21 protein-coding genes and 1 pseudogene are annotated in these 24013 nt (G+C 70.3%); 12 read left to right on the forward strand and 10 right to left on the reverse strand.

From position 1 onward, the window contains the following. Positions 1-205 precede the first annotated feature (205 nt). The gene (locus DMA15_RS33530) at positions 206-1708 is read left to right on the forward strand and encodes a UDP-N-acetylmuramoyl-L-alanyl-D-glutamate--2,6-diaminopimelate ligase (protein ID WP_125516426.1); all 1503 of its coding nucleotides are present in this window, start codon (positions 206-208) and stop codon (positions 1706-1708) included. A gap of 14 nt (positions 1709-1722) precedes the next feature. Here the strand turns inward: DMA15_RS33530 and DMA15_RS33535 are convergent, their stop codons facing one another. The 3 genes from DMA15_RS33535 to DMA15_RS33545 all read right to left on the reverse strand — a co-directional run bounded on the left by DMA15_RS33535 (position 1723) and on the right by DMA15_RS33545 (position 4388). Further along, positions 1723-2145: a hypothetical protein gene (locus tag DMA15_RS33535; RefSeq protein ID WP_125516427.1), complete on the reverse strand. Its 423-nt coding sequence runs from the start codon at positions 2143-2145 to the stop codon at positions 1723-1725. 135 nt (positions 2146-2280) lie between these two features. Then, entirely contained in the window at positions 2281-3222 is a 942-nt protein-coding gene (locus tag DMA15_RS33540; RefSeq protein WP_125516428.1) for a cation diffusion facilitator family transporter, read from the reverse strand. A gap of 74 nt (positions 3223-3296) precedes the next feature. Then, positions 3297-4388 (reverse strand): mechanosensitive ion channel family protein, encoded by a 1092-nt coding sequence (locus tag DMA15_RS33545; protein WP_125516429.1) that lies wholly within the window; start codon positions 4386-4388, stop codon positions 3297-3299. Between the two features lie 344 nt (positions 4389-4732). On the opposite strand from DMA15_RS33545, the gene DMA15_RS33550 reads away from it, so the two are divergent. The 4 genes from DMA15_RS33550 to DMA15_RS33565 all read left to right on the forward strand — a co-directional run bounded on the left by DMA15_RS33550 (position 4733) and on the right by DMA15_RS33565 (position 9087). Then, positions 4733-5866: an amidinotransferase gene (locus tag DMA15_RS33550; RefSeq protein ID WP_125516430.1), complete on the forward strand. Its 1134-nt coding sequence runs from the start codon at positions 4733-4735 to the stop codon at positions 5864-5866. A gap of 167 nt (positions 5867-6033) precedes the next feature. Continuing rightward, a complete protein-coding gene (locus DMA15_RS33555) occupies positions 6034-7290 on the forward strand; it encodes a sugar ABC transporter substrate-binding protein (protein WP_164551882.1) in 1257 nt (418 codons plus the stop codon). Next, a complete protein-coding gene (locus DMA15_RS33560; RefSeq protein WP_125516431.1) occupies positions 7287-8222 on the forward strand; it encodes a sugar ABC transporter permease in 936 nt (311 codons plus the stop codon). Before DMA15_RS33555 ends, DMA15_RS33560 begins: the two co-directional genes overlap by 4 nt. Next, positions 8215-9087, forward strand: a complete 873-nt coding sequence (locus tag DMA15_RS33565; protein WP_240660075.1) for a carbohydrate ABC transporter permease — start codon at positions 8215-8217, stop codon at positions 9085-9087. Before DMA15_RS33560 ends, DMA15_RS33565 begins: the two co-directional genes overlap by 8 nt. Positions 9088-9318: 231 nt before the next feature. On the opposite strand, the gene DMA15_RS33570 is transcribed toward DMA15_RS33565, so the two are convergent. Next, positions 9319-9633 carry a hypothetical protein gene (locus tag DMA15_RS33570; protein ID WP_125516432.1) on the reverse strand — a complete coding sequence of 105 codons (315 nt, stop codon included), beginning with the start codon at positions 9631-9633 and terminating at the stop codon, positions 9319-9321. A 926-nt stretch (positions 9634-10559) separates the two neighbouring features. Beyond that, positions 10560-10819, reverse strand: a pseudogene (locus tag DMA15_RS38165) (IS630 family transposase); the annotation flags it as partial. Positions 10820-10974: 155 nt separating this feature from the next. Between DMA15_RS38165 and DMA15_RS33580 the strand changes: the two are divergent. Further along, a complete protein-coding gene (locus tag DMA15_RS33580) occupies positions 10975-11706 on the forward strand; it encodes an alpha/beta hydrolase (protein WP_125516433.1) in 732 nt (243 codons plus the stop codon). 376 nt (positions 11707-12082) lie between these two features. Here DMA15_RS33580 and DMA15_RS33585 read toward each other — a convergent pair whose 3' ends face one another. From DMA15_RS33585 to DMA15_RS33595, 3 genes are all read right to left on the reverse strand, one after another. Then, the gene (locus tag DMA15_RS33585; protein ID WP_240660076.1) at positions 12083-12358 is read right to left on the reverse strand and encodes a S1 RNA-binding domain-containing protein; all 276 of its coding nucleotides are present in this window, start codon (positions 12356-12358) and stop codon (positions 12083-12085) included. A 76-nt stretch (positions 12359-12434) separates the two neighbouring features. Further along, positions 12435-13148: a DUF6083 domain-containing protein gene (locus DMA15_RS38170; protein WP_346428938.1), complete on the reverse strand. Its 714-nt coding sequence runs from the start codon at positions 13146-13148 to the stop codon at positions 12435-12437. Beyond that, positions 13055-13621 (reverse strand): hypothetical protein, encoded by a 567-nt coding sequence (locus tag DMA15_RS33595; protein ID WP_125516435.1) that lies wholly within the window; start codon positions 13619-13621, stop codon positions 13055-13057. Before DMA15_RS33595 ends, DMA15_RS38170 begins: the two co-directional genes overlap by 94 nt. 263 nt (positions 13622-13884) lie before the next feature. On the opposite strand from DMA15_RS33595, the gene DMA15_RS33600 reads away from it, so the two are divergent. The 3 genes from DMA15_RS33600 to DMA15_RS33610 all read left to right on the forward strand — a co-directional run bounded on the left by DMA15_RS33600 (position 13885) and on the right by DMA15_RS33610 (position 16942). Continuing rightward, on the forward strand, positions 13885-15243 hold the full coding sequence (locus DMA15_RS33600; protein WP_125516436.1) for a radical SAM protein: 1359 nt from the start codon (positions 13885-13887) through the stop codon (positions 15241-15243). A 346-nt stretch (positions 15244-15589) separates the two neighbouring features. Further along, positions 15590-16318: an SDR family oxidoreductase gene (locus tag DMA15_RS33605; RefSeq protein WP_125516437.1), complete on the forward strand. Its 729-nt coding sequence runs from the start codon at positions 15590-15592 to the stop codon at positions 16316-16318. Between the two features lie 69 nt (positions 16319-16387). Continuing rightward, positions 16388-16942, forward strand: coding sequence for a GNAT family protein (locus DMA15_RS33610; RefSeq protein ID WP_125516438.1), 555 nt, complete (start codon positions 16388-16390; stop codon positions 16940-16942). A gap of 12 nt (positions 16943-16954) precedes the next feature. Here DMA15_RS33610 and DMA15_RS33615 read toward each other — a convergent pair whose 3' ends face one another. Next, positions 16955-18490, reverse strand: coding sequence for an amino acid permease (locus DMA15_RS33615; protein WP_164551883.1), 1536 nt, complete (start codon positions 18488-18490; stop codon positions 16955-16957). 67 nt (positions 18491-18557) lie between these two features. Beyond that, complete coding sequence (locus DMA15_RS33620; RefSeq protein WP_125516439.1) at positions 18558-19544, reverse strand: hypothetical protein; 987 nt, start codon at positions 19542-19544, stop codon at positions 18558-18560. 269 nt (positions 19545-19813) lie between these two features. Between DMA15_RS33620 and DMA15_RS33625 the strand changes: the two genes are divergently transcribed. The 3 genes from DMA15_RS33625 to DMA15_RS33635 are packed head-to-tail and all read left to right on the forward strand — an operon-like array spanning position 19814 to position 23930. Beyond that, entirely contained in the window at positions 19814-21277 is a 1464-nt protein-coding gene (locus DMA15_RS33625; RefSeq protein ID WP_240660077.1) for an FGGY family carbohydrate kinase, read from the forward strand. After that, on the forward strand, positions 21274-22710 hold the full coding sequence (locus DMA15_RS33630) for an FAD-dependent oxidoreductase (RefSeq protein WP_125516440.1): 1437 nt from the start codon (positions 21274-21276) through the stop codon (positions 22708-22710). Before DMA15_RS33625 ends, DMA15_RS33630 begins: the two co-directional genes overlap by 4 nt. Beyond that, positions 22707-23930 carry an FAD-dependent oxidoreductase gene (locus DMA15_RS33635; RefSeq protein ID WP_125516441.1) on the forward strand — a complete coding sequence of 408 codons (1224 nt, stop codon included), beginning with the start codon at positions 22707-22709 and terminating at the stop codon, positions 23928-23930. The genes DMA15_RS33630 and DMA15_RS33635 overlap by 4 nt, the downstream gene beginning before the upstream one ends. The last annotated feature ends 83 nt before the right edge of the window (positions 23931-24013 follow it).

Here is a 24013-nt window from a genome sequence, read left to right on the forward strand (position 1 = left end):
CAGTGCTCTTCTCACCGGCACCGGACCGCCGCGTTCCTCACGCCGCGCGCCTGACCCGCCCCCCCGGCCGAGTGGCGGCTCGCTCAGCCCCGCCGGGTGATCTCCGTTCCCGCTCCACATCACCACCGCAGCCTTCCGGTCTCCGCCGGTGCTGCCGCCTGGCTGTGACCGCACCACCGGGTCGCGCCTCTTCGAAGGGACCATTGTGAAGCTGAGCGACTTGCTGGCCGGACAGGATTGTCATGTACTCCACGGTGTGCCGAGCGAGACCGTGATCACCGCGGGGGTGACCTTCGACGTCGAGCGGGTCATGCCCGGTTCCGTATTCGTCGCCGTGCCCGGCCACCGTGAGGGCGGGCCCGGCTCCGTGACCGCCGCCTTCGCCCGCGGGGCCGCCGCCGTACTCGTCGAAGGGGCGGATCCGGCGTTCGGCGCGACACCGCCGCCCGCGGGCCGGTGCGCCGTTCGGGTGCCGGACACCCGACGGGCCGCCGCGGTCGTGGCCTCCCGGTACTACGGCGAACCGGGCCGCGCGATGGACGTGGTGGCGATCACCGGCACCAACGGCAAGACGTCGGTCTCGTACATGGTCGAATCCGTCCTGCGGATCTCCGCGGGGGCGAAAACGGGCGTCATCGGGACGGCCGGCAGCCGCATCGGCGACGAGCTGATCCCCATGCCCCACTCGGTGCTCACCACCCCGGAATCGCCCGACCTGCAGTACCTGCTGGGCCATATGCGCGACCGCGCGACCGGCAGCGTAGTCCTCGAGGCCACCTCGATGGCCCTGCTGAACCACCGGGTGGACCGGACCTTCATCGACGTCGGGGTCTTCACCAATCTCACGCAGGACCACCTCGACGACCACGGGACGATGGCCAACTACCGGGACGCCAAGCTCCGGCTGTTCCAGGGGCTCTGCCGGCGCGCGGTCGCCAACGCCGACGACCCCGTGGGCGCAGGGATCGGGGCGATGATGCCCGGCGCGGTGACCACGTACGCCCTTGACGTGCCCGCCGACTACCGCGCGACCGACCTCGTCGCGAGTGCGTCCGGCACCCGGTTCACCCTCCACCACGGCGGGCGCGCGTATCCGGCGTCGATACCGTTCCCCGGCCGGTACTCGGTGGCCAACGCCCTCGCGACGCTGGCCGCCTGCCACGTCCTCGGCCACGAGCTGGGCGCCCTCATCGCCGCCCTCGGCCAGATGCCGCCCGTCCCCGGCCGGTTCGAACGCTTCGAGACCCGGCAGGGCACCTCCGTCGTCGTGGACTACGCCCATTCCCCCGACTCCCTGGACAAGGTCCTGACCGCCATCCGCGGCTACACGCGCGGCCGGGTCATCACCGTCTTCGGCTGCGGCGGCGACCGGGACACCACGAAGCGGGCCGACATGGGCAGGATCGCCGGGGTCCACTCCGACCTGTGCGTCCTGACCTCGGACAACCCCCGCAACGAGGACCCGGAGGCGATCCTGGACCAGATCGTCCCCGGCCTCGCCGCGACGGGCACGCCGTTCGAACGCCTCGTCGACCGCCGCGAGGCCATCGCCTTCGCCCTGGCGGCCGCCGGTCCCGAGGACACCGTCCTCGTCGCGGGCAAGGGCAGCGAACCGCACCAGACCGTCCGCGAGGAACTGCTTCCCTTCAGCGACATGGCCGTCGTGCGCGAACTCGCCCTGACGGCCGGCCAGCTGTCGAAGCGGTAGGACGACGAGCCCCGCTAGGGCAGGCCCTGCTCCCGGGGCTGGACCATGACGTGCACGGCCGGCGAGACGGCGCCGCCGCCGGTGACGCGCAGGGCGTTGCGGCCCTCGATGCCGAGTACGACCCGCATGGAGTACGTCCCCCGGGGCGTGGTGCGCACCGAGGCGGGCAGGTCCACCCAGCGCGTCCCCTGCTGTTGCTGAAGGGAGACGGGGGTGGCGGGCGGCATGTTCCGGCTCTCCCCGGAGACGCGGAACTCCTGCGCGGCCCGCACGCTGCTCACGGATGTCCGCGCGGTGAGCGTCGGCAGCGAGGAGTCGTCGGCGGCGGACGTCATGCCCGCCGCCGGTCCGAGGAGTACGGCCACGGTCGCGATACCGGAGAGCGAGGCGGCGTACTTGGCGCGGGTCGTGTGCGACTTGACGCGGGTCGTGTGCAATGTGCCATCCCTGTCTGTTCTGGTGGGTCGGTCGTGTTCGGCGGGTGCCGGTCGGTCGTGTATCGCGTGTGCCGGTCAGGTCAGCCGCGTACGGCAGTGCTGGTCAGGGCAACCGCGTGGTGCGGCAGGCTCTCGTCACATGTGCAGCGTCCCGCCCTCCTCCGCGTGCCCCTCGGGCTCCAGCTGGAGCGTCGAGTGCGCCACGTCGAAGTGGCCCGCGACGCACCGCTGAAGCCTCGCGAGGAGGTCCCCGTACCCGGTCGCGAGGGCAGCGTCCGTGACCACCACATGCGCGGTGAGCACCGGCATCCCCGACGTGACGGTCCAGCCGTGCAGGTCGTGGACGGCTCTCACGCCCGGTTCCGCCAGGAGGTGGCGGCGTACCTCCCCGAGGTCGACATCCTGCGGGGTCGCCTCCAGGAGTACGTGGACGGAGTCCCGCAGCAGACCGTACGCGCGCGGCACGATCAGTACGCCGATGACGATCGAGGCGATCGGGTCGGCGGCCTGCCACCCCGTGAGCAGGATGATCAGGCCGCCCGCGATGACCGCGACCGAACCGAGCGCGTCGCCGAGCACCTCCAGATAGGCGCCCCGCAGATTGAGGCTCTTCTCCTTGGCGTCCCGCAGCAGCCAAAGGCCCACCAGGTTGGCGAGCAGCCCGCCGACCGCGACCGCGAACATCAGGCCGCCCTTGACCTCCACCGGCTCGCTGAACCGGCCGATCGCCGACCACAGGACCCAGACGAAGATGGCGACGAGGAGCAGCGCGTTCAGGACCGCCGAGAAGATCTCTACCCGGTAGAACCCGAACGTGCGCCGCGGTGTCGGCGCGCGCTGGGCGAGGGTGATGGCGCCGAGGGCGAGGGAGACGCCGACCGCGTCGGTCAGGCTGTGCGCGGCGTCGGCGAGGAGCGCGAGGCTGCCGGACAGGAGCGCCCCGACCACCTGGATGACGGTGATCGAGGCGCTGATGCCGATGGTCCACAGCAGCTTCTTGCGGTACGTCCCGCTGAGCGTGCCGCCCGTCGCCGTGCCGCCCGCCGCCGCGGTGGACGGGCCGTGGTCGTGCCCCATGCCCGCGAGTGGATCATGACCGTCCGCGGGCCGCCACTCGGCGTTCCGCTCCGGGAACGCATGAGCCCCGTGGCTCAGTGCACCCGCGGCGGCGTCGAGGTGTCCCGCTGGTGCGGGATGCCGAACGCGGGCGGCAGCTCGCCCTGATGGACGGTGACCGTGCGGGCCGGGGCGGGGACCCTGATGCCCTCGGCGCGGTAGCGCTGGTGCAGGCGCTTGATGAACTCGTGCTTGATCCGGTACTGGTCGCTGAACTCGCCGACGCCCAGGATCACCGTGAAGCCGATCCGCGAGTCCCCGAAGGTGTGGAAGCGGATGGCCGCCTCGTGGTCGGGGACCGCGCCCGTGATCTCCTTCATGACCTCGTCCACGACCTCGGTCGTCACCCGCTCGACCTGCTCCAGGTCGCTGTCGTAGCTGACCCCGGCCTGCACCATGATCGACAGCTCCTGTTCGGGGCGGCTGTAGTTGGTCATGTTGGTGCTCGCCAGCTTGGCGTTGGGGATGATCACGAGGTTGTTGGAGAGCTGGCGCACCGTGGTGTTGCGCCAGTTGATGTCGACCACATACCCCTCCTCGCCGCTGCTCAGCTGGATGTAGTCGCCGGGCTGGACCGTCTTGGCCGCGAGGATGTGGACACCCGCGAAGAGGTTGGCGAGGGTGTCCTGGAGCGCGAGGGCGACCGCGAGACCGCCCACGCCGAGCGCGGTGAGCAGCGGCGCGATGGAGATGCCGAGGGTCTGCAGGACGACGAGGAAGCCCATCGCGAGTACGACGACCCGCGTGATGTTCACGAAGATCGTCGCCGACCCCGCCACTCCGGAGCGCGACTGCGTCACGGCCCTGACGAGCCCGGCGACGATCCGCGCCGCCGTCAGCGTCGCCGCCAGGATGAGCAGCGCCGTCAGCGTCATGGTCACGTTGCGGCCGGTCCGCGTGGTGAGCGGCAGCGCGCCCGCCGCCGCGGCGAGCCCGGCGGTGATGGCCGCGCAGGGCACGAGCGTGCGCAGCGCGTCGACGATGACGTCGTCGCCGCTCCACCGGGTCCGGCTCGCCCGCTCGCCCAGCCAGCGGAGCAGGGCCCGCAGCAGCAGGCCGGCACCGACACCGGCGATCACCGCGATGCCGGCCACGATCCAGTCGTGCGGTGTGAGCGCACGGGTCATCAGTTCACCCCCGCCGTAAGGAAGGTGTGCGTCGGCACGCGGGCTATGTGATGTGTCGTCACCTTGAGATACCTGCTCGGTTCCGGGGGCTCGGTCACGCCGGAACGGGGGAGCGGCCCGGCGCGGACGTCATCCTGCCCCATCCGCGCACGGCGGGCGCGCCTACCCCCACCTGGATCTTCACGGACAGGGCAGGTCTGTCAACCGGTCGGCCGTGACGTGGTGTCAGAGGTGGCGCTGGCATGGATATCGCGGATGCTGGTACTCGACGCCTCGCGGGAACTCTTCCCGTGGTGCGTCATGTCCGGTGAGTCGTTGATTTCTGCGAACGGAAGCGGTTGAGCATGACGGTAGTGCGCAGTCCGGGAATTCCGGCAGGGGAGACAGGCCACGAAGCTCTCGTCTCGCCGGTGAATTCACACAATGAGTGGGACCCGCTGGAGGAAGTCGTCGTCGGCCGTCTCGAAGGCTCGACGATTCCCTCCAACCATCCGGTGGTGACCTGCAACATTCCGCCCTGGGCGGCCCGGCTGCAGGGACTCGCCGCCGGTTTCGAGTATCCGCGCAGGCTGATCGAGCCGGCGCAGCAGGAACTCGACCAGTTCATCGCCCTCCTGCGGTCACTCGGTGTCACCGTCACGCGCCCGGAGGCCGTCGACCACAAGCAGCGCTTCGGCACTCCCGACTGGTCCTCCCGCGGATTCTGCAATTCCTGCCCGCGTGACGCCATGCTGGTCATCGGCGACGAGATCATCGAGACCCCGATGGCCTGGCCGTGCCGGTATTTCGAGACCCACTCCTATCGCGAGCTGCTCAAGGACTACTTCCGGCGTGGCGCGCGCTGGACGTCGGCCCCCAAGCCGCAGCTCACCGACGCGCTGTACGAGCAGGATTTCCGTCCGCCCGAGGGCGACGAGCCGATGCGCTACATCCTCACGGAGTTCGAGCCGGTATTCGACGCGGCGGATTTCGTGCGCGCGGGCCGCGACCTGTTCGTCACGCGGAGCAATGTCACCAACCGCATGGGCATCGAATGGCTGCGCCGCCACCTCGGGCCCGGCTACCGCATCCACGAGATCGAGAGCCGCTGCCGCACACCCATGCACATCGACACCACGTTCGTCCTGCTCGCGCCGGGCAAGGTCCTGGTCAATCCCGAGTACGTCGACGTCGACCGCCTCCCCGACATCCTCGGCTCGTGGGACGTCCTGGTCGCCCCCGAGCCCGACCCGATCGACGAGCGGCTGCTCAAGATGACCTCGATGTGCGGCAAGTGGCTCAGCATGAACGTGCTGATGCTCGACGAGAAACGGGTGATCGCGGAGCGGCACCACACCGGCATGCTGCGCGCGCTCGAGGAGTGGGGTTTCGAACCGATCCCGTGCGATCTGCTGCACTACGCGGCGTTCGGCGGCTCGTTCCACTGCGCGACGCTCGACGTCCGGCGCCGCGGCACGCTGGAGTCGTACTTCGACTGACCGGCTCACGCCCGCCGCGGTGCGGCGCGCATGCCGTCGGAGGGGTTCCCGGGCCGGAACGTATGTGGAAGTGTCCTGCGGAACTCGGCGCGAGGGCATGAGCCGCGCACCGCGGCGGCGGGACACCACCGTCGTCCCGCACGCCCTCCTGGGAGGCGGAGGCGCGTATGCGCAGAAGGACTCTGCTCGGCGGGGCGCTGGCCGCCCCCTTGCTCGCCGCCTGCTCCGGCGGGGGCGGCGGCGCGGACGGCGGGGGCGGGACCACACTCTCGTACGGGATGTGGGACCCGGCACAGGCGCCGGGCATGGAGAAGATCATCGCCGCGTTCGAGGAGCGGCATCCGCGGATCTCCGTACGCATCGAGCTGACGCCCTGGGCGAGCTACTGGACCACCCTCAAGACGTCGATGCGCGGCGGGACCGCACCCGACGTCTTCTGGATGAACGCCGTCAACTTCCAGCTGTACGCGGCGGGCGGCGTCCTCGAACCGCTCTCCGGGCACATCGAGGCCGACGCCACGCCCGTGGACCACCACCCGGACTCCCTGGTGCGGCTCTACGCCTACCGCGGCACGCAGTACGGGATTCCCAAGGACTTCGACACCGTCGGCCTCTGGTACAACAAGGCGCTCTTCGACAAGGCGGGCATCAAGTACCCGGACGCGAGCTGGACTTGGGACGACTTACGCGACGCGGCCGCCGAACTCACCGACCCGCGCCGGCGCGTGCACGGCTTCGCCGCCGAGATGGACCGGCAGATGAAGATCTACCCGGCCGTCTGCGGCGCGGGTGGCTTCATCCTGGAGGACGGCCGCTCCGGCTTCGGCGACGAGCGGTCCATCGAGGGCCTGCGCTTCCTCACCGACATGATCGACCGGGGCTGGTCGCCGCCGCAGAGCGCGATGGTCGAGTCCGTCGGACGGGTGCGCTACTGGTCCGAGAAGGTCGCCATGAACTACGACCTGTCCGCGATGGCCGGACAGATGTACGCCGTCCCCGCACTCAAGGACCACGGCGGCATCGCCGTCCTGCCGAAAGGGCGGCGCAGGGCCACCATCATCCACGGCCTGGCGAACGTGATCTCCGCCAAGAGCCGCAAGAAGGCGGCCGCCTGGAAGTTCGTGCACTTCATGGCGGGGCGGGAAGCCGCCGAGATCCAGGCGAAGGCAGGGGCCACCATCTCCTCGTACGCCGGTACACAGGACGCCTGGCTCAAGTCGATGCCGGAATTCGACCTGAAGCACTTCATCGAGATGCAGAAGTACGCCGTTCCCTACCCGAGCTCCGAGAACACCGCGGTCTGGGAGAACCTCCAATACCCGCTCCTCGGCGCCGCGTTCAGCGGAAAGGGCGGCATCGAGAGCGCGGCACGCACGCTGGGCGAGCAGATGGACCGGGCCCTGGAGGAGGAGCGCGCCTCATGAGTGTCTTTCCCTCCACGGCCGCCTCGAAGGCGGCGGGACGCACGGCCGCCACCCGCTCCAAGCCGCGGGGCCAGCGCACCGCCTACCTCTTCATCGCGCCGCTCGGTCTTGGCTTCGCCGTCTTCTACTTCTGGCCGCTGCTCCAGACCTTCTATTTCAGCTTCACCGAATTCGGGGCGTTCGGCGGCCATACGTTCATCGGTACCGACAACTACCTCCGCGTCGTGAAGGACGTGACCGTCTGGCAGGCGCTCGGCAACACGCTCTTCTACAGCCTCATCGGGCTCACCGCGCTACCGGTCGCGATCGTCGTCGCGTCCCTGCTGAACCGGCGCGGCCTGCGGGGCGTCGCCGTATACCGCGCCCTGTACTTCGTGCCGTTCGTGACGCTCCCCGTCGCCGTCGGTCTCGTATGGAACTGGCTCTACAACGGCGACTTCGGGCTCCTCAACGAAATGCTGAGCCGGTTCGGCGTCGACCGGCACTACTGGGTGTCCGACCCCTCCACCGCCGTCTACGCGATCGGCACGGTGATGGTCTGGTCGTCCACCGGCTACTACCTGATCATTTTCATGGCGGGCATCAAGGGAATCCCGCGGGACTACTACGAAGCCGCGGAGATCGACGGGGCGGGGGCGCTGCGCCGCTTCTTCACCATCACGCTCCCTCTCCTCAGCCCGACCATCTTCTTCGCCTCGGTCATCTGCATGATCAACTCTCTGCAGACCTTCGACCTGATCTACATCATGATGGCCGAGAAGAATCCCGCGATCGGTGATACGCAGTCCGTCGTCGGCCTCTTCTACAAATGGGCGTTCATCGAGAACGCGCAAGGAGCCGCGGCCGCGCTCGCCTTCCTGCTCATGCTCCTCATCGCCGCCCTGACGTATCTGCAGTTCCGGCTCCAGAAGAGGTGGGTGCACTATGGCTGACACCCGAAAGCGGGGGAAGCGGGGGAAGCGCGGGATGCGGGGGAAGCGCGGGCGGGCCGGGTCCATCGCCACCCATGCCGTCCTTTCGCTGGGGGCGCTCGTGATGGTCTTCCCGTTCCTGTGGCAGCTGCTGACGGCGCTGAAGACCCTCGCGGAGACCTCGCGCGTGCCGCCCACCTTCCTTCCCGACAAATGGAATGGGGCGAGCTTCGAAGAGGTCTTCACGGCGCTGCCGTTCCGCGAGATGCTCACCAACAGCGTGCTCAACACGGTCGGTCGCACCCTCGGCCAGCTCGTCTTCTGCTCGCTGGCCGCCTACGCGTTCGCCCGTATGCGATTTCGGGGCCGCAACGTCCTGTTCGCGCTCTTCCTCTCCGTCCTGATGGTGCCCAGCTCCCTGCTCGTACTGCCGCAGTACGACATCATCCAGGGGCTCGGCCTGCTGAACTCGGCGCCCGCGCTGTTCCTGCCCGGCATGTTCAGCGCGTTCGGCACGTTCATGCTGCGCCAGTTCTTCCTCGCGCTCCCCAAGGAACTGGAGGAGGCCGCCCGCATCGACGGCGCGGGCTCCTTCCGCGTCTTCTGGTCCATCATGCTGCCGCTGCTCAGACCCGCGCTCGCCGCGCTCGCCGTCATCACGGCGATGTGGTCCTGGAACGACCTGCTGTGGCCCCTGATCGTCAACACCGACCCGGCGAAGATGCCGATCAGCGCCGGACTGACCTCCCTGGAGGGCCAGTATGAGACCAACTACCCCGTGATGATGGCCGGTTCACTCATCGCGAGCCTGCCGATGCTGCTCGTCTACGTCTTCCTCCAACGGCACTTCGTCCAGAGCGTCGCGTTGTCGGGCACCAAGGGGTGAGTCTCTTACCTGGGCGGAGGGGCATTCAACTCGCGGACTAACGGGTCAACCGGTCGACGCTGCGGCGAGAGTCGGGACGTCGGAGTCGCCTCCCGCGAGATCAGCAGGAAACCAGGGGACCTGGACGACCTTGCCGCGATCCTTGCATCGAGGTGCCGACGGTTACCTCGCCTGAACACCACAGCGCCCCGGCTCGCGTGCGCGGGCCGGGGCGCATCGTGGTGCTAGGGGCTAGCTGGCGTCCGGCAGCTCTGTCAGCCGATACGGCTCCGGAAGCGGCGGCATCGACACCCGCAACGCCGCCCCCAGCATCGAACGAGCCACCATCTTCCACTCAGCGGCAGGCCGCCCAACAGGCCGCACCAGCAGCACCGAGCCGTCCTCACCGACACACGCCCCGCCGGTGAAACGGGGCCCGCCGTCCCTGGAGCACACCTTGACGTTCAAGGCTGCTAGGAGGTCCGGGAGTGGAGTGTCGAGCAGATACTCCGCCGACGGCTCGAAGCCGCACTTCAAGTTGGGATGTGACATGTGCGTAGACTCCACGATGAAGTCCTTTCGTGATGGTTGGGACTCGTTGATCAGCTAGTTCGCGCTAGCTGGTTGGGCGGCCGGGGTGTTCGCGCACCCCGGCCGTTCGCGTTCCGGCGAAGCCAACGGCGACGCGATCCGGCCGTTTCTGTAGACCTGCGGGGTTTCCCATGTGTGCGTGCCCCTCTCTTGCGCCACGGGATCTCACTTGCCGTGTGGCTAGGCTCTTCCTTTCGTTGCAGGCGGGCCTCGGGGCCTTCCGATGGCTGTCGGAAAACTGTGCGAGCTGAAGTGATGGCAATTCAACCAGGGGTGGTGTCCGGCGTGGATCATATTCAGCGCCACCCGGGAAGCAATCCATATGGGTCGTAAGTGCAGGTCAGGGGCCGAGTTCTCTCGTGTGGAAGGCTTCTGACCTCCCCCTTTCCGTCACGTGGGAATGGGTTCATGTTGCTTAATTGGATTTCAATATGCACTTTAGTTGTTCTTGAAAGTGGCCGGAAATATCCTTCGAATTGCAGGGCTGGAAATACCGAATCCGGCACACCGCGCCAGTGGGCGTCGGCCTCTAGGCTGGCGCGGGGTAGATGTGCCTTGTCGCTCGCGTCGACTACGAGTCTTCCGGCGCTGGAAGCCCTCGAGCTCCTACTCGCGGATGATTCGCAAGATCCACTGTTACCTCTCTGTTATCTACGGCTGGGGTGCTTGGCCCGCTCAAGCCAACCGTCAATGCGCGTGGTTGTCCGGCGCGAGAGGAAAAGCGACACCTTTCGACACCCCCTCGGCACTGTGACCAGCCAACCACGCTGCGACAGGGTCGGGTTTGCACAGAACTCGCACAACGGCCCGACCAGCCCGGTCGCAGTGTTGTTGGAGGTGGCCCGGCGCCTGGGGCGGGGTTCGCGAGAGGTGCTCGACCCGGGACTTGATGTCGTCGACCACCCCTCGGCGACCACAAATTCCGCCAGTTTGGCCAGACTCCAGGTGGAAAAGAGCAGGCCGTTGTGGATCACATCGCGGACCCGGTCGTCGCTGGTGAACGACACCTCGGCGATCTTCGCCACAGGCATGCCCTCACGGACGGCAGCACCATCAGGGCCCGCCGTCAGGCCGCCACCGACCCGGTCCCCCTGCGGATAATCCGCAGAAGCCGCCGCCCCTCGTCATCATCGATCTCGCGGACATGTACTCGTTCTGCCACCCGAAGAGGATGACGGCCGCGCGCCGCCCGCACAGCGGTCGGACGGCGCGTCCCACTGTGACTAAGCGTCCTCGCTGGCCGGCATCTCCGCGTCTCAGCGCCGGGATGGCCCGCCTGTAGAGTCGGTCCGAGGAGAGTGCTGATCTGGGGGACTCATGACGGCGACGGGTGCACCGCCCATCATCTTCGTACACGGAACGCGGTTCAACGCGGGACAGTGGAGCCCACAGCTCGCCGCACTCCAAGAGGACTTCCAGGTAGCCGCTGTTGACCTACCGGGCCACGGCGCCCGCTCTGCTCAACCCTGGAGCCTGAACGCGGCGACGGAGATCATCGCTTCCGCAGTGGACTCGCTTGACAGCGGACCGGCTCTGATCGTCGGGCACTCGCTCGGCGGATACGCCTCGCTGGAGTTCGCGCGGCGCTGCCCCGAGCAGCTGCGGGGGCTGGTCCTTGCTGGGGCCAGCGCCTCAACTCGTGGCCCATGGGCAACGCCGTATCGGTGGGTCGCCGGACTCGTCCCTCGCCTACCGGCGGACCGGCTGGCCCGGTGGAACGACCGGTTGCTGCGCCGGCTCTATCCCCCCGAGGTGGTGGAGGCGACCATCCGCTCCGGCTACGCCTTCCACACCCTGCCGGCCGCCTGGGGCGAGGTGCTGGGCCGCTTTGACGCGGGTGCGATGCGTCATGTGGCGGCTCCCGTGCTCATCTTGAACGGCGAGAAGGACGCCGTCTTCCGGTCCGGCGAGATGAACTTCGCCCGCGCGCATCCGCACGCCCGCGTCGAATTGATTCCGCGGGCAAGACATCTCGCGAACTTCGACGATCCAGATGCCTTCACCGATGCTGTCCGCCGCTTCGCCCGGCAGCTACCTGTTCGCAGCTGAGCGCGCCAGAGTCGGGTCCACCTGGGCCGTCCGAGCCCAGTAGACGCGAATGCTCAGGCTGACAAATCGCGCGCTCACTGGTCAACTGCGGTACTGAGTCAAGATCACGACAGGGCGAACGTTGCCTGATACGGCACTAGGACTTGTCCGGGCGATCATGTGACCGCTGCGTGTCCGGGGCGTCGGTGCGGGCATGGGGCGGGGTGATCTGACGGATGCGGAATGGGCGCAGCTTGAGCCGTTCCTGCCGGTCAGCAAAGGCCGTTAGGGCCGACGGAACCTGGGAACAACCGCTGGGGCGGCGGCCATTCGCTGAAGTTCTAGGCGACGCTTTCGGCTGCCAGGACAACACGGGTCCGTTCCAGATCGACGGCAACTATCCGCACCGATATGGGTTGGCCCTCGCGGACACCTTCGCAATGTCCGCGACTGGCTCGGTGAGCGGAACGAGCCCTTCGACGCAGTCGGCGATACGTACGAAGAAGCCGATCGGCACGATTTTCGTGACGCGTCCGGTGACAGTCTGACCGACGATGACCTCACCGGTGATCGAGGTACCGACAGACAGAGAGCGAACCGTCTCAGGCCAGGCCGCGGAAGCACCGGCTGCTTGGCAGCTGCCGTTCCCGGAAGGCCAGGAGTACTCGCTCATGCGCTGATCATGGCAGGCACGAGCTGCCTCCTAAACGTGGCCCGAGGCGCCGGTCATGATCGGCCGGGTGCGGCTCTTAGCCTGCGTCGGCCAGAGGCTCACCGCCGGGCTGAAGAGGCAGCTTCTGCGACTCGCGCTCCGCCCTACGCGCGTTCTCCTGCCGCAGTGTCGTCAACCACGCCCACAAGTCCGGTAGTTGCTGCCCCGGACATGCCAGCGCATGCTCGATCCGGCATCGCTGAAAGGGATCCGGCGGACACACGCCGTACACCGTCACCCGTCCATCACCCAACTCAATCCAACCGCAGTATGGACACGTCAGTTGACCGCCATCTAGCCTGCGCACAGGCCTGCTCGGATCCCCCATGCAGTGAGCGCGTGCCGCCAATAGGCCCGCCACAGGGCAGCAACCGGACGGGACGACGGAGTTCTGCGGAGCCGCACCGCACCCCACGAGGCGCACTCGGCGCCGGCAGCGGTGGAGCCTCAAGGCGGCGCCTTCCAAGAACGCCCCGTGCAGGACGCGGAAGATCGCGCCCTCACCGATGCCCGCGGCTGATCCATTCGCGGCGCTGCTCCGGCGGCATGCCGGGGGCGCGGCGCCGCGTGGTCTGCTTCTTCTCAGGTGGTGTCGTGACCGCGAGAGTGGGGAGGGAGCGCTCCAGCCGCACAGCTCCGGCCCGCGCCCTCGTCGGATCACTGACCCGACGACAGCAAGGTCCGGCGGCGGTAGTAGGCGAGCGCGAGAGCGATGGTGATCGGTCCCCATGCCGTCAGGGGGGCGACGCATACCGTCGCGAGCGCCTGCCAGGCGTCGCTGGTGTATCCGACGGTGTGGGCGATGCCGTACAGGGTGAGCCTGCGGCCGTCACCGAGTGGGACGTCGGTGAACAGCAGGGTGAGAATCAGGCCGCCGAGGATGGCGGGGGCGGCGGCCGCCATCGGCCGGATCCGTCTGCCGCCGATGATCGGGATCCAGGTGGGTGCGACCTCGCCCCAGCCGCGGACCAGCCCGATGGTCAAGATCGCGGTCACTTCCGACAGCACGCTGAGCCCGAGGACGTACGGGATGGTCACCCAGTAGGGCGGCATGCCGAGATCCTGAATCTGCCCCATGTCGAAGTGCAGGGCGAAGGGCAGCCGCCACAGGCACGACGGCAGCAGGAGCAGCGGAAGCGCGTAGGCCAGGCGCATGGCCCAGCGGGGGACCGGCTGCTCGGTGTCACCGGCGGTCGGGGGCGTGTGGAAGATCTTCAGCTTCATGGCTTCACCTTCGTGAAGCAGGCACAAGCAGGCATCAGCCCTGCGGGCCGGACCTCTCCCCCGTGCGAAGGATCATCGCCGGCCGGCCCGTCATCAGCTCCGGCACGGTCCCTCCCCGGGGCGGGGGAGGCGGGATGGCATGTCGTCCAAAGCCTAGACCTGGGGTGGATGCCGCCTGCGACCGGAGTCGGATCCCGATCGGATCGGGAGGGTATTAGCGTGGACGGGACAGATCGACCCACAGGATCCGAGGTGCCCGGCCCATGCCAAGCCGCAGCGAGAGCCGTACCCAGCTCATCGAGTCACTCATGGAGCGGTTCCCGCACGTGCCGCGGGAAGCCGTGATCAAGGAGGATCTGCTGCGCGGCGGCATCGCCTTCGACGAGTCGGCGCTCAGTGACAACGAAGGCGGCGAGGTCAAGCCGAAGTCGTACTTCATCTTCTCCTTCGACCACGGCACCCTCCCCGAGCTGGGAGCCGCCGCGCTGCGCCGCCCGCCGGAGGAGATCGTCCTCACCGGCGGCCCCTACGAGCTGCGCCGCACCGTCGTCTCGGTGCGCGTCAACCCGTCCTCGCCCTACCGCGTCGCCGCCGACGACAACGGCGTCCTCGGCCTCTACCTCGACGGCGTCCGCATCTCCGACGTGGGCCTGCCGCCGATGCCGGACTACTACCGGCACACCCTGGAGAACGGCAAGTCCGTGATGGAGGTCGCGCCCACCATCCAGTGGGGCTACCTGATCTATCTGACGGTCTTCCGCGTCTGCCAGTACTTCGGCGCCAAGGAGGAGTGCCAGTACTGCGACATCAACCACAACTGGCGCCAGCACAAGGCGGCCGGGCGGCCCTACACGGGTGTGAAGCCGGTGGAGGAGGTCCTGGAGGCCCTCGCCATCATCGACAAGTACGACACCAACAAGTCCTCTACCGCGTACACGCTGACCGGCGGTGCCATCACCTCCCAGATCGGCGGCAAGGACGAGGCCGACTTCTACGGTCAGTACGCGAAGGCCATCGAGGAGCGCTTCCCGGGCCGCTGGATCGGCAAGGTCGTCGCCCAGGCCCTGCCCAAGGCGGACGTGCAGCGCTTCCACGACTACGGCGTACGGATCTACCACCCCAACTACGAGGTGTGGGACCCGTATCTCTTCGAGCGGTACTGCCCCGGCAAGGAGCGGTACGTCGGCCGTGACGAGTGGCACCGGCGGATCCTGGACTCCGCGGAGGTGTTCGGCCCGCGCAACGTGATCCCGAACTTCGTGGCGGGCGTGGAGATGGCGGAGCCGTTCGGCTTCAAGACGGTCGACGAGGCCATCGACTCCACCGTCGAGGGGTTGCAGTACTTCATGTCGCGGGGGATCACGCCGCGCTTCACCACGTGGTGCCCGGAGCCGACTACTCCGCTGGGCAAGGCGAACCCCCAGGGGGCCCCGCTGGAGTATCACGTGCGTCTCCTTGAGGCCTACCGCGCGACGATGGAGGCCAACGGGCTCACCTCGCCGCCCGGGTACGGGCCGGCCGGGCCCGGCAACGCGGTCTTCTCCGTCAGCTCCTTCATGGACAGCCTGCCCGCGGAGGAGGCCGCCCCGGAGGACGTCGTCGTCCCTGCGCGGGGGCGGTAGGGCCTCCTGGGGGCCTGGTTCTGCTTGGCTCGGGGTCCCTGCGTCCCTGCCTGGCCGCCGCTTCGCGGCTCCCGGGTTCCCCGCCCTGGCCGCCGCTTCGCGGCGATTCTCCCACCCACCCACCCGTTTACCCGGCGCCGAGTAGACCCAGGTCGGGCTACCTCGCTGCTCGATGCGGGGTGAACGGGTGGGTGGGTGGGAAACATCGCCGCGAAGCGGCGGCCGGGGCATCAGCTCGGCGCACCCGGCAAGACCCGGCAAGAGAGGCCCGGGGCGGCAGCTGGGCGCGCACCCGGCAAGATAGGCCCCGGGCGCGCAGAGTCAGCCAACCCGACCGGAGGTCCCCGTGCACCACCCCCTCACCGTCGTCACCGGCGGCAGCCGCGGCATCGGCGCCGCTGTCGGTGCCCGTCTCGCCGAGGACGGGCACGACGTCGTCATCGGCTACCGCTCGGACGAGGCCGCCGCGGAGAAGGCCGCCGATGCCGTACGTGCCTTCGGGCGCCGCTGCCTGACGGTGCGGGTCGACACCGCCGACGAGCGTGACGTCGACCGCCTCTTCGATTCCGCCGCGGAACTCGGGCCCGTCACCGGCCTGGTCAACAACGCGGGGGTGAGCGGCCCCGTCGGCCCCCTCGCCGACGCCGACGCCGAGGGGATGCGCCGGGCGCTCGAAGTGAACGTACTCGGGTATCTGCTCTGTGCCCGGCGTGCGGTGCGGGAGCTGAAGGCGCATGGCGGCGGCGCCATAGTGAACGTCTCGTCGTCGGCGGCCACCCTCGGCGCGCCGGGCGAGTACGTGCACTACGCGGCCGCCAAGGGCGCCGTCGACACCATGACGGTCGGCCTCGCCAAGGAGGTCGCCGCGGACGGGATCCGCGTCAACGCCGTCGCCCCCGGCGTCATCTGGACCGAGTTCCACGCCGACCCCGAGCGTCCCGCGAAGCTCGCGGCGGGCATCCCCATGGGGCGCTCCGGACAGCCCTCGGAGATCGCCGCGGCCGTCTCGTGGCTGCTCTCGGACGACGCCTCGTACACGACGGGCACGGTTCTGCGGGTCGCGGGCGGCCGTTGACCCTGACCCTCCCGGGCGGCCCCGGGGAGCCGTTGACCGCCCCGCGCGGACCCCTCGTACGCTGATCGCATGATCGGTGAAGAGGCGGCACTCACGGCGGATGTCCTCATACGGCCCGTCACGATCGACGACGCCGAGGCGCTGGCCCGCGCCTATCGGCGCAACCGCGCCCACCTCGCCCCCTGGGACCCCGGCCGGACCGAGACCTTCTACACCACGGAGGGTCAGGCCGCCCGGGTCCAGGGGCAGTTGGACGAGATGCTGGTGGGCCGGAGCGCGCACTGGGTGTTCGTCGACGGCGGTGAGATCGTCGGGCACGCCGCCCTGTCGAACATCGTGCTCGGCCCGGTCCGCAGCGGGATGCTCGGCTACTGGACCGACGCGGGGCAGCTCGGCCGGGGCCTCGCCTCCGCCGCCACGCGCCACGTCTGCGAGATCGCCGACACCCGGCTCGGCCTGCACCGCGTCGAGGCGGGCACCCTGCTCGACAACACCGCCTCGCAGCGCGTGCTCGTCAAGTGCGGCTTCCAGGAGTACGGGGTCGCGCCCAAGTCCCTCTACGTCAACGGCGCCTGGCGCGACCACCGCCTCTTCCAGCGGATCCTCAACGACCGCCCCGCGTAGGGCGGCCCGGGGTCAGACGATGCCCTCCGCGATCTCGGCCTGCTCGCGGTCCGAGCCGTACGCCTGCGGGGTGCTGTAGGAGCGGCGCGCCACGAACCACCACACGGTCGCCAGGATCAGCACCACGGCCAGCGCGATCGACGCGTAGTTCATCGAGCTGACCGTCACCGGCGAGACCTGCGGCAGGCAGAACAGGACCGTCACGAACGCCACCCACAGCACCGCGATCCAGCCGATGGGCTTGCTCCAGCGGCCCAGGTTCCACGGACCCGGCTGGAAGCGGTCGCCCGCGCGGAGCCGCAGATAGATCGGGATGGCGTAGGCGGGCGTGATGCCGATGACATTGATGGCGGTCACGGCGGTGTAGGCGGTCGCCGAGTACAGCGACGGCAGCGCGATCGCGGCGGCCAGACCCACCGAGAGCCACACCGCGGGCACCGGCACCTGGGTGCGGGAGCTGACCTTGCGCCACAGCGCGGAGCCGGGCAGCGCGTTGTCTCGGGAGAACGCGAACACCATCCGGCTCGCCGCCGCCGTCTCGGCGTTGCCGCAGAACAGCTGCGCCACGATCACGACGAGCAGCAGGGCCGTCGCGCCGGACTCGCCCAGCGCGTCGATCATGATCTGGGCGGGCTGCACGCCGGTCTCGGTGTCCAGGGTGCCCGCGTAGTCCTGGATGGCGAAGGTCAGCCCGGCGAGCAGCACGAAACCGGCGATCCACGACGCCCAGATGGCGCGCACGATGCCGCGCGCCGCGGTCACCGACGCGTTGGAGGTCTCCTCGGACAGGTGCGCGGACGCGTCGTACCCGGAGAACGTGTACTGCGCGAGGAGCAGGCCGATCGCCGTGACGTAGAGCGGGTTGTCCCAGCCGGTGGCGTTGAAGTACCCGCCGCTGCCGAAGACGTCCGACACCGACTGGTGGTGGTCCGGCACGATCGCGAGTGCGCCGACGATCACGCTCACACCCGCCACGTGCCACCACACGCTGATCGAGTTGAGCAGGCTCACCAGACGGACGTTGAACAGGTTCAACAGGGCGTGCAGGAGCAGGATGCACAGGAAGATCAGGAACGTCTTCTCCGGGGTCGGCGTGAAGCCGAACCGCAGGTTGAGGAAGGCCCCCGTGAACAGCGCGGCGCCGTAGTCGATGCCCGCGATCGCGCCGAGCAGCCCGAGGAGGTTCAGCCAGCCCGTGTACCAGCCCCAGCGGCGCCCGCCGAGCCGGTCGGCCATGTAGTACAGGGCGCCCGAGGTCGGATACGCGCTGGTGACCTCGGCGAGCGCGAGGCCCACGCAGAGCACGAAGAGGCCCACACCCGCCCAGCCCCAGAGCATCACGGCGGGGCCGCCGGTCTTCATGCCGAAGCCGTACAGCGTCATGCAGCCGGACAGGATGGAGATGACGGAGAAGCTGATGGCGAAGTTGCCGAACCCGCCCATGCGGCGGGCGAGTACGGGCTGGTAGCCGAGTTCCCTGAGTCTTTCTTCCTCGTCCTTGCGCGGTGGCGCCGGGACGGTGCTCGACGACCAGGTGGTGCGGGACACGGGTGTACCTCCGGGGGGGGGGGGGAAGCGGTGGCGGGGAGCGGGGGGATCCTCTGCGGCGCGGGCCTCAGCCCGGGGCGCGGGAGGCGGCGGCGCAGCGGGCGCGGGCCTGGACGAAGACCTCGGCGGCCGCGTCCGTGTCACCGGGGGAGTGGGTGCGGTAGGTCCACGGCACGACCGTGTAGAAGGGGTCGAGGGCCTTGAACACCCGTAAGGCGTCGTGGAATTGGTGGGCGCCCCATAGCGCGTGCGCCAGGTGGTTGAGGTCGAGGAGCGAGGTCGCCGCGGGCGGCGCGTGGTCGAACCACAGCTGGAGGGCGCGCAGCGCGCCGCGCGTGGCGTCCTCGGAGATCCAGTGCAGGTCCAGCGCGCGTTCGTTGCCGGCCTCCCTGCGGTAGCGCTCGACCCGCACGTACAGCGGAAGCAGGTGCAGCGCCGAGCCCGCGGGAGCGGCGGCGGACGCCCACTGCACGAAGTTGTACGCCTCGGTGAGCGGGCCCCGGGCGCGGCGCCCGTAGACGAACTGAAGCATCCGGTGGTACGCCTCGCGGTTGCCCGGGTCCCGCTTCTCGGCCTCGGCGAGCAGCTGCCAGGGGCCTGGGAAGAGCATCGGCTCCGGAGGTGCCATCCGGTGCTCGTCCCACCGCTGCCCCTCGTCCAGCTGCGCCAGGGCGAGCAGACATATCCACGGCACGGGGTCCTCGGGCGACAGGGCGGACGCGGCGGCGCACGCGGCGACCGCGTCGCGCCACAGGTCGTTGGTCCGCCGGTGCCCCGCCCGGTGGGCGCGCAGCGCACGCTCCACCAGGACCCGGGTGTGCAGCACGGCCGCCGACGCGCTGTGCGGCTCCTCGGCGCGCCAGGCGTGCACCACGTCGGAACCGGCGACGGCGGCCGCCAAGATCTGCGTACGTTGCGTCCACAGCCCCCAGTCGGGCGTCTCGGTCAGCAGATTGCGCGTGGAGACCCAGCGACCCGCCTTGAGGTCCTGGAGCACCGCGCGCAGCGGTTCGTCGTGGCCCGCCGGGTGGTACACCGGGCGACCTGACGGCATGGGCATGAGTCCTCTGTTGGGGGAAGAGGGCGGAAAGCGGAAAAGTACGTGAACTCGGCGGACCCGCAAAGGCGTTGACGATGTTGCTCGGCGGTCAGTGTAGATCCGGCTCTTTACGTTCCAGGGCACTTCCTGGATCTTTTGTGACCGGCTTTTGTCAACACGGCGCGCCGCGCGTTCATTTGCTGTCCTCTCGCGGTCGCCCGGCGTCCCCTCGCCGTCGTGCAGGTCCCTTGACGGCCTCAGCCACCCTGTAGCAGGCTTCCGCGGTGATCAGCGATGAGCGGCCTTCGGCACAGCGGCCCGTGCTCGCCGTCGACCAGGGCACCTCCGGCACCAAGGCCCTCGTGGTCTGCCCGGAGCGCGGCGTGATCGGCACGGGCACCGCCGAGGTGCGCCCCCGCTTCCTGCCCGGCGGCCTGGTGGAGGTCGACCCCGCCGAGCTGCTCTCCTCCGTCGTCGACGCCGGGCGGCGTGCGCTGGCCGACGCGGGCGAACCGGTCGCCGCCGTCGGCCTCGCCAACCAGGGCGAAACGGTCCTGGCCTGGGACCCGGACTCCGGGGAACCGCTCACCGACGCCCTCGTCTGGCAGGACCGCCGCGCCGCCTCGATCTGCGCCGAGATCGCCGACCACGCCGAGGAGTTGAAGGACCTCACCGGGCTGCCGCTCGACCCCTACTTCGCCGCGCCCAAGATGGCGTGGATACGCCGCCACCTCACCCGGCACGGCGTGGTCACCACCAGCGACGCCTGGCTCGTCCACCGGCTCACCGGCGCCTACGTCACCGACGCCGCCACGGCCGGCCGCACCCAGCTCCTCGACCTCGACGACGTCACCTGGTCGCCGCGCGCCCTGGAGATCTACGGGCTCACCGAGGAGCGCCTGCCCCGTGTCGTCGACGCCGCGGGCCCCTTCGGCACCACCACCGCGTTCGGCCCCGAGATCCCGCTCACCGGGCTCCTCGTCGACCAGCAGGCCGCCCTGCTCGCCCAGCACGTGACCGAGCCGGGCAGCGCCAAGTGCACCTACGGAACAGGGGCGTTCCTGCTCACCCAGACCGGCGACCGGCCACGCCGCGGCGATTCCGGTCTGGTCAGTTGCGTCGCCTGGCGGCTCGACGGGAAGAGCAGCTACTGCCTCGACGGGCAGGTCTACACCGCCGCCTCCGCCGTGCGCTGGCTCACCGACCTCGGCGTGATCGGCGGCGCCGAGGACATCGACCCCGTGGGCGGCGCCGTCCCGGACACGGGAGGCGTCACCTTCGTACCCGCCCTCGCGGGCCTCGCCGCACCCTGGTGGCGCGGCGACCTGCGGGGCTCGCTGACCGGGCTCGGCCTCGACACCACCGCCGGGCACCTGGTCCGCGCCCTGTGCGAGGGCATCGCCGCACAGGTCGCCTCGCTCGCCGACGCGGCCGCCGCCGACCTCGGCGAGCCCCTGACGAGCCTGCGCGTCGACGGCGGCCTCACCCGCTCGGCACTGCTCATGCAGACCCAGGCGGACCTGCTCCAACTGCCCGTCGAGGTCTCGGCGTTGCCCGATCTCACCGCGCTCGGCGCGGCCGCCGTCGCCCGCATCGGCCTGGACCCCGCGCTCCCGGTCGCCGAGGCGGCCCCCGCCTGGCGGCCCGCCGCCGTCTACGAACCCCGGATCGGCGCGGACCAGGCGGCCGAACGCCTCGCGGGCTTCCGTTCGGCCGTGACGGCACTCCTGGAACGTACGCCCTCATGAGCGTCGCCGAGAGCGCCGGGCGGGTGCTGAGGAGCGGCGCGCCACCCGACACGGCGTACGACGTCACGGTCATCGGCGCCGGAGTCGTGGGCACGGCCATCGCCCGTGAACTGGCCCGCCACCGCGGGCTGCGCATCGCCCTGCTCGACGCGGCGAACGACGTCGGCGAGGGCACGTCCAAGGCGAACACCGCGATCCTGCACACCGGCTTCGACGCCGTGCCCGGCTCCCTGGAGGCCCGTCTCGTCCGCGAGGGCCGGCGCCTCCTCGCCGCCTACGCCACCGAGTCCGGTATCCCGGTCGAGCCGGTCGGTGCGCTGCTCGTGGCCTGGGACGAGGAACAACGGGCCGCACTCCCGGGCCTGTTGGACAAGGCCGCCCGCAACGGCTACCACGCGGCACGGATCATCGGCCCCGACGAGGTCAGGGCCCGCGAACCACACCTGGGCCCCGGAGCGCTCGGCGCGCTCGACGTGCCCGGCGAGAGCATCATCTGCCCCTGGACGACCACACTCGCCTACGCCACCCAGGCCGTACGCGGTGGTGTCGATCTGCACCTCAACTGCCGTGTGCGGCAGATCGATCCGGGCGGCGGCCTTCACGAGCTGACCACGAGCCGCGGCACCCTGCGCACCCGCCACCTCGTGAACGCCGCGGGCCTGCACGCCGACGCGGTCGACCGGCTCCTCGGCCACGACGACTTCACCGTCACCCCGCGCCGCGGCCAGCTCATCGTCTTCGACAAGTTCGCCCGCGACCTCGTCGACCACATCCTGCTGCCCGTGCCCACCGCACTCGGCAAGGGCGTCCTGGTGGCCCCGACCGTGTACGGAAACGTCCTCCTCGGCCCCACCGCCGAGGAGTTGGACGACAAGACGGCCACCGGCTCGACCGCCGAAGGCATCGCCCTGCTGCGCGAGAAGGGCCGTCGGATCCTGCCCGAACTGCTCGACGAGGAGGTCACCGCGGTCTACGCCGGACTGCGCGCCGCCACCGGGTACGACGACTACCGCGTCAGCGCCCACAAGGAGCAGCGCTATGTCACGGTCGGCGGCATCCGCTCGACCGGGCTCACCGCGTCCCTGGCCATCGCCGCCCACGTCACCGACCTCCTCGCCACCACGGGCCTCGACCTCCCCGCGGCCCGGGACCTGCCACCCCTTCGCATGCCGAACCTCGGCGAGGCCCTCCCGCGCCCCTACCAGCGCGCCGACCTCATCGCCGCCGACCCCGCGTACGGCACCCTCGTCTGCCACTGCGAGCGGGTCACGCGCGGCGAGATCCGCGACGCCCTCGCGGCGGTGGTTCCGCCGGGCTCACCGGATGGGCTGCGGCGCCGGACCCGGGCGGGCGCCGGGCGCTGCCAGGGCTTCCACTGCGGGGCCCAGGTGCGTGAACTCTTCGAAAAGGGTGGGGAGCCGGGGTCCGGATGAGGCGTGAACGCATCGTCGACGCGCTGATCGTGGGCGCCGGACCGGCAGGTCTCGCCACCGCGGCCGGGCTCGCCGCGACGGGCGCGGGCGAGGTCGAGGTGGTCGACAGGGACCAGCAGGCGGGCGGAGCCGCGCGGCACTGCGCGCACGGCGGGTTCGGCCGCTTCGGGATGACCGGGCCGCAGTACGCGGAGCGCTGGGTGGCCGCGGCCGTCGGCGTCGGCGCGGTGCTGCGGACCGGCGTCACCGTCACCGGCTGGTCGGGGCCCCTCACCCTGGACACCACGAGCCCGCGCGGCCTGGAGCGGATCACCGCCCGGGCCGTCGTCCTCGCCACCGGTGCGCGTGAACGGCCCCGCGCCGCACGCCTGGTGCCCGGCACGCGGCCCGCCGGGGTGTTCACCACGGGGGAGTTGCAGCGGGCCGTCCACGGCCACGGGCAGCGGATCGGCACGCGGGCCGTCGTCGTCGGCGCGGAGCCGGTGAGCCTCACCGCCCTCGACACGCTGCGGCAGGCCGGGGTCGAGGTCGCCGCGCTGGTCACGGAGTACCCGCGCCACCAGGCGTCGCGGGCCCGCGCCGCCGAGGCCCGGCTGCGGCACGCCATCCCCCTCCTCACGGACGCCACCGTCACCGAACTCCTCGGGCGGGGCCGCCTGTCGGGGGTGGGGCTGCGGCACCGGGACGGCAGAACGGCGTACGTCGCCTGCGACACCGTGGTCTTCACCGGCGATTTCGTCCCCGACCAGGAACTGGCCCGGCGCGGTGGCCTGCCGCTCGACCCCGGCACGCGCGGGCCCGCGGTCGACGGCGCCTTCCGCACCGCCGAGCGCGGTGTCTTCGCGGTGGGCAACGTCCTGCACGCCGTCGAACCGGCTCGGGTGGTGGCCAGGGAGGGCGCGGCCGCCTCCGCCGCGGTCCGGCGCTATCTCCGCGACGGCGACTGGCCCTCCGCCTCGGTGCCGCTGCGGGTCACGGCCCCGCTCGGCTGGGTCGCCCCCAACCGCCTCGCCCTCGACGAGCCGGGCGACGGATTCACCCTGCGGACCACGGAGTTCGTCACCCACCCCACCCTGGTGGTCACCCAGGACGGCAGGACCCTCCACCGCGCCCGCCGCCGTCGCCCAGCGGTCCCGAACCGGCCCTTCCGTATCCCCGGCGACTGGACCGGCCGGGTGGACGCGCGGGGCGGCGCCGTACGGATCGCCCTGGCCGACTGAGCCACGGGCCCGCCCCGCGGCCGCCAGGGCCGTGATGGCCGGATGCCGCCTGTGCACGGGTGTGCGAACGCCCGTAGGCTGTG

The organism is Streptomyces sp. WAC 01529 (assembly GCF_003945545.1).
GTDB classification, from domain to species: Bacteria; Actinomycetota; Actinomycetes; order Streptomycetales; family Streptomycetaceae; genus Streptomyces; species Streptomyces anatolicus.

What these genes read in the sequence shown, in the direction of transcription:
- DMA15_RS33635 (WP_125516441.1), top strand. Translation starts at nt 22,707, where the DNA reads ATGAGGCGTGAACGCATCGTCGACGCGCTGATCGTGGGCGCCGGACCG.
- DMA15_RS38170 (WP_346428938.1), bottom strand. Translation starts at nt 13,148, where the DNA reads ATGCGTCGCCCCCCTGACGGCATGGGGACCGATCACCATCGCTCTCGC.
- DMA15_RS33565 (WP_240660075.1), top strand. Translation starts at nt 8,215, where the DNA reads ATGGCTGACACCCGAAAGCGGGGGAAGCGGGGGAAGCGCGGGATGCGG.
- DMA15_RS33560 (WP_125516431.1), top strand. Translation starts at nt 7,287, where the DNA reads ATGAGTGTCTTTCCCTCCACGGCCGCCTCGAAGGCGGCGGGACGCACG.
- DMA15_RS33545 (WP_125516429.1), bottom strand. Translation starts at nt 4,388, where the DNA reads ATGACCCGTGCGCTCACACCGCACGACTGGATCGTGGCCGGCATCGCG.
- DMA15_RS33620 (WP_125516439.1), bottom strand. Translation starts at nt 19,544, where the DNA reads ATGCCGTCAGGTCGCCCGGTGTACCACCCGGCGGGCCACGACGAACCG.
- DMA15_RS33630 (WP_125516440.1), top strand. Translation starts at nt 21,274, where the DNA reads ATGAGCGTCGCCGAGAGCGCCGGGCGGGTGCTGAGGAGCGGCGCGCCA.
- DMA15_RS33580 (WP_125516433.1), top strand. Translation starts at nt 10,975, where the DNA reads ATGACGGCGACGGGTGCACCGCCCATCATCTTCGTACACGGAACGCGG.
- DMA15_RS33610 (WP_125516438.1), top strand. Translation starts at nt 16,388, where the DNA reads ATGATCGGTGAAGAGGCGGCACTCACGGCGGATGTCCTCATACGGCCC.
- DMA15_RS33540 (WP_125516428.1), bottom strand. Translation starts at nt 3,222, where the DNA reads ATGGGGCACGACCACGGCCCGTCCACCGCGGCGGCGGGCGGCACGGCG.
- DMA15_RS33600 (WP_125516436.1), top strand. Translation starts at nt 13,885, where the DNA reads ATGCCAAGCCGCAGCGAGAGCCGTACCCAGCTCATCGAGTCACTCATG.
- DMA15_RS33585 (WP_240660076.1), bottom strand. Translation starts at nt 12,358, where the DNA reads ATGAGCGAGTACTCCTGGCCTTCCGGGAACGGCAGCTGCCAAGCAGCC.
- DMA15_RS33550 (WP_125516430.1), top strand. Translation starts at nt 4,733, where the DNA reads ATGACGGTAGTGCGCAGTCCGGGAATTCCGGCAGGGGAGACAGGCCAC.
- DMA15_RS33555 (WP_164551882.1), top strand. Translation starts at nt 6,034, where the DNA reads ATGCGCAGAAGGACTCTGCTCGGCGGGGCGCTGGCCGCCCCCTTGCTC.
- DMA15_RS33595 (WP_125516435.1), bottom strand. Translation starts at nt 13,621, where the DNA reads ATGAAGCTGAAGATCTTCCACACGCCCCCGACCGCCGGTGACACCGAG.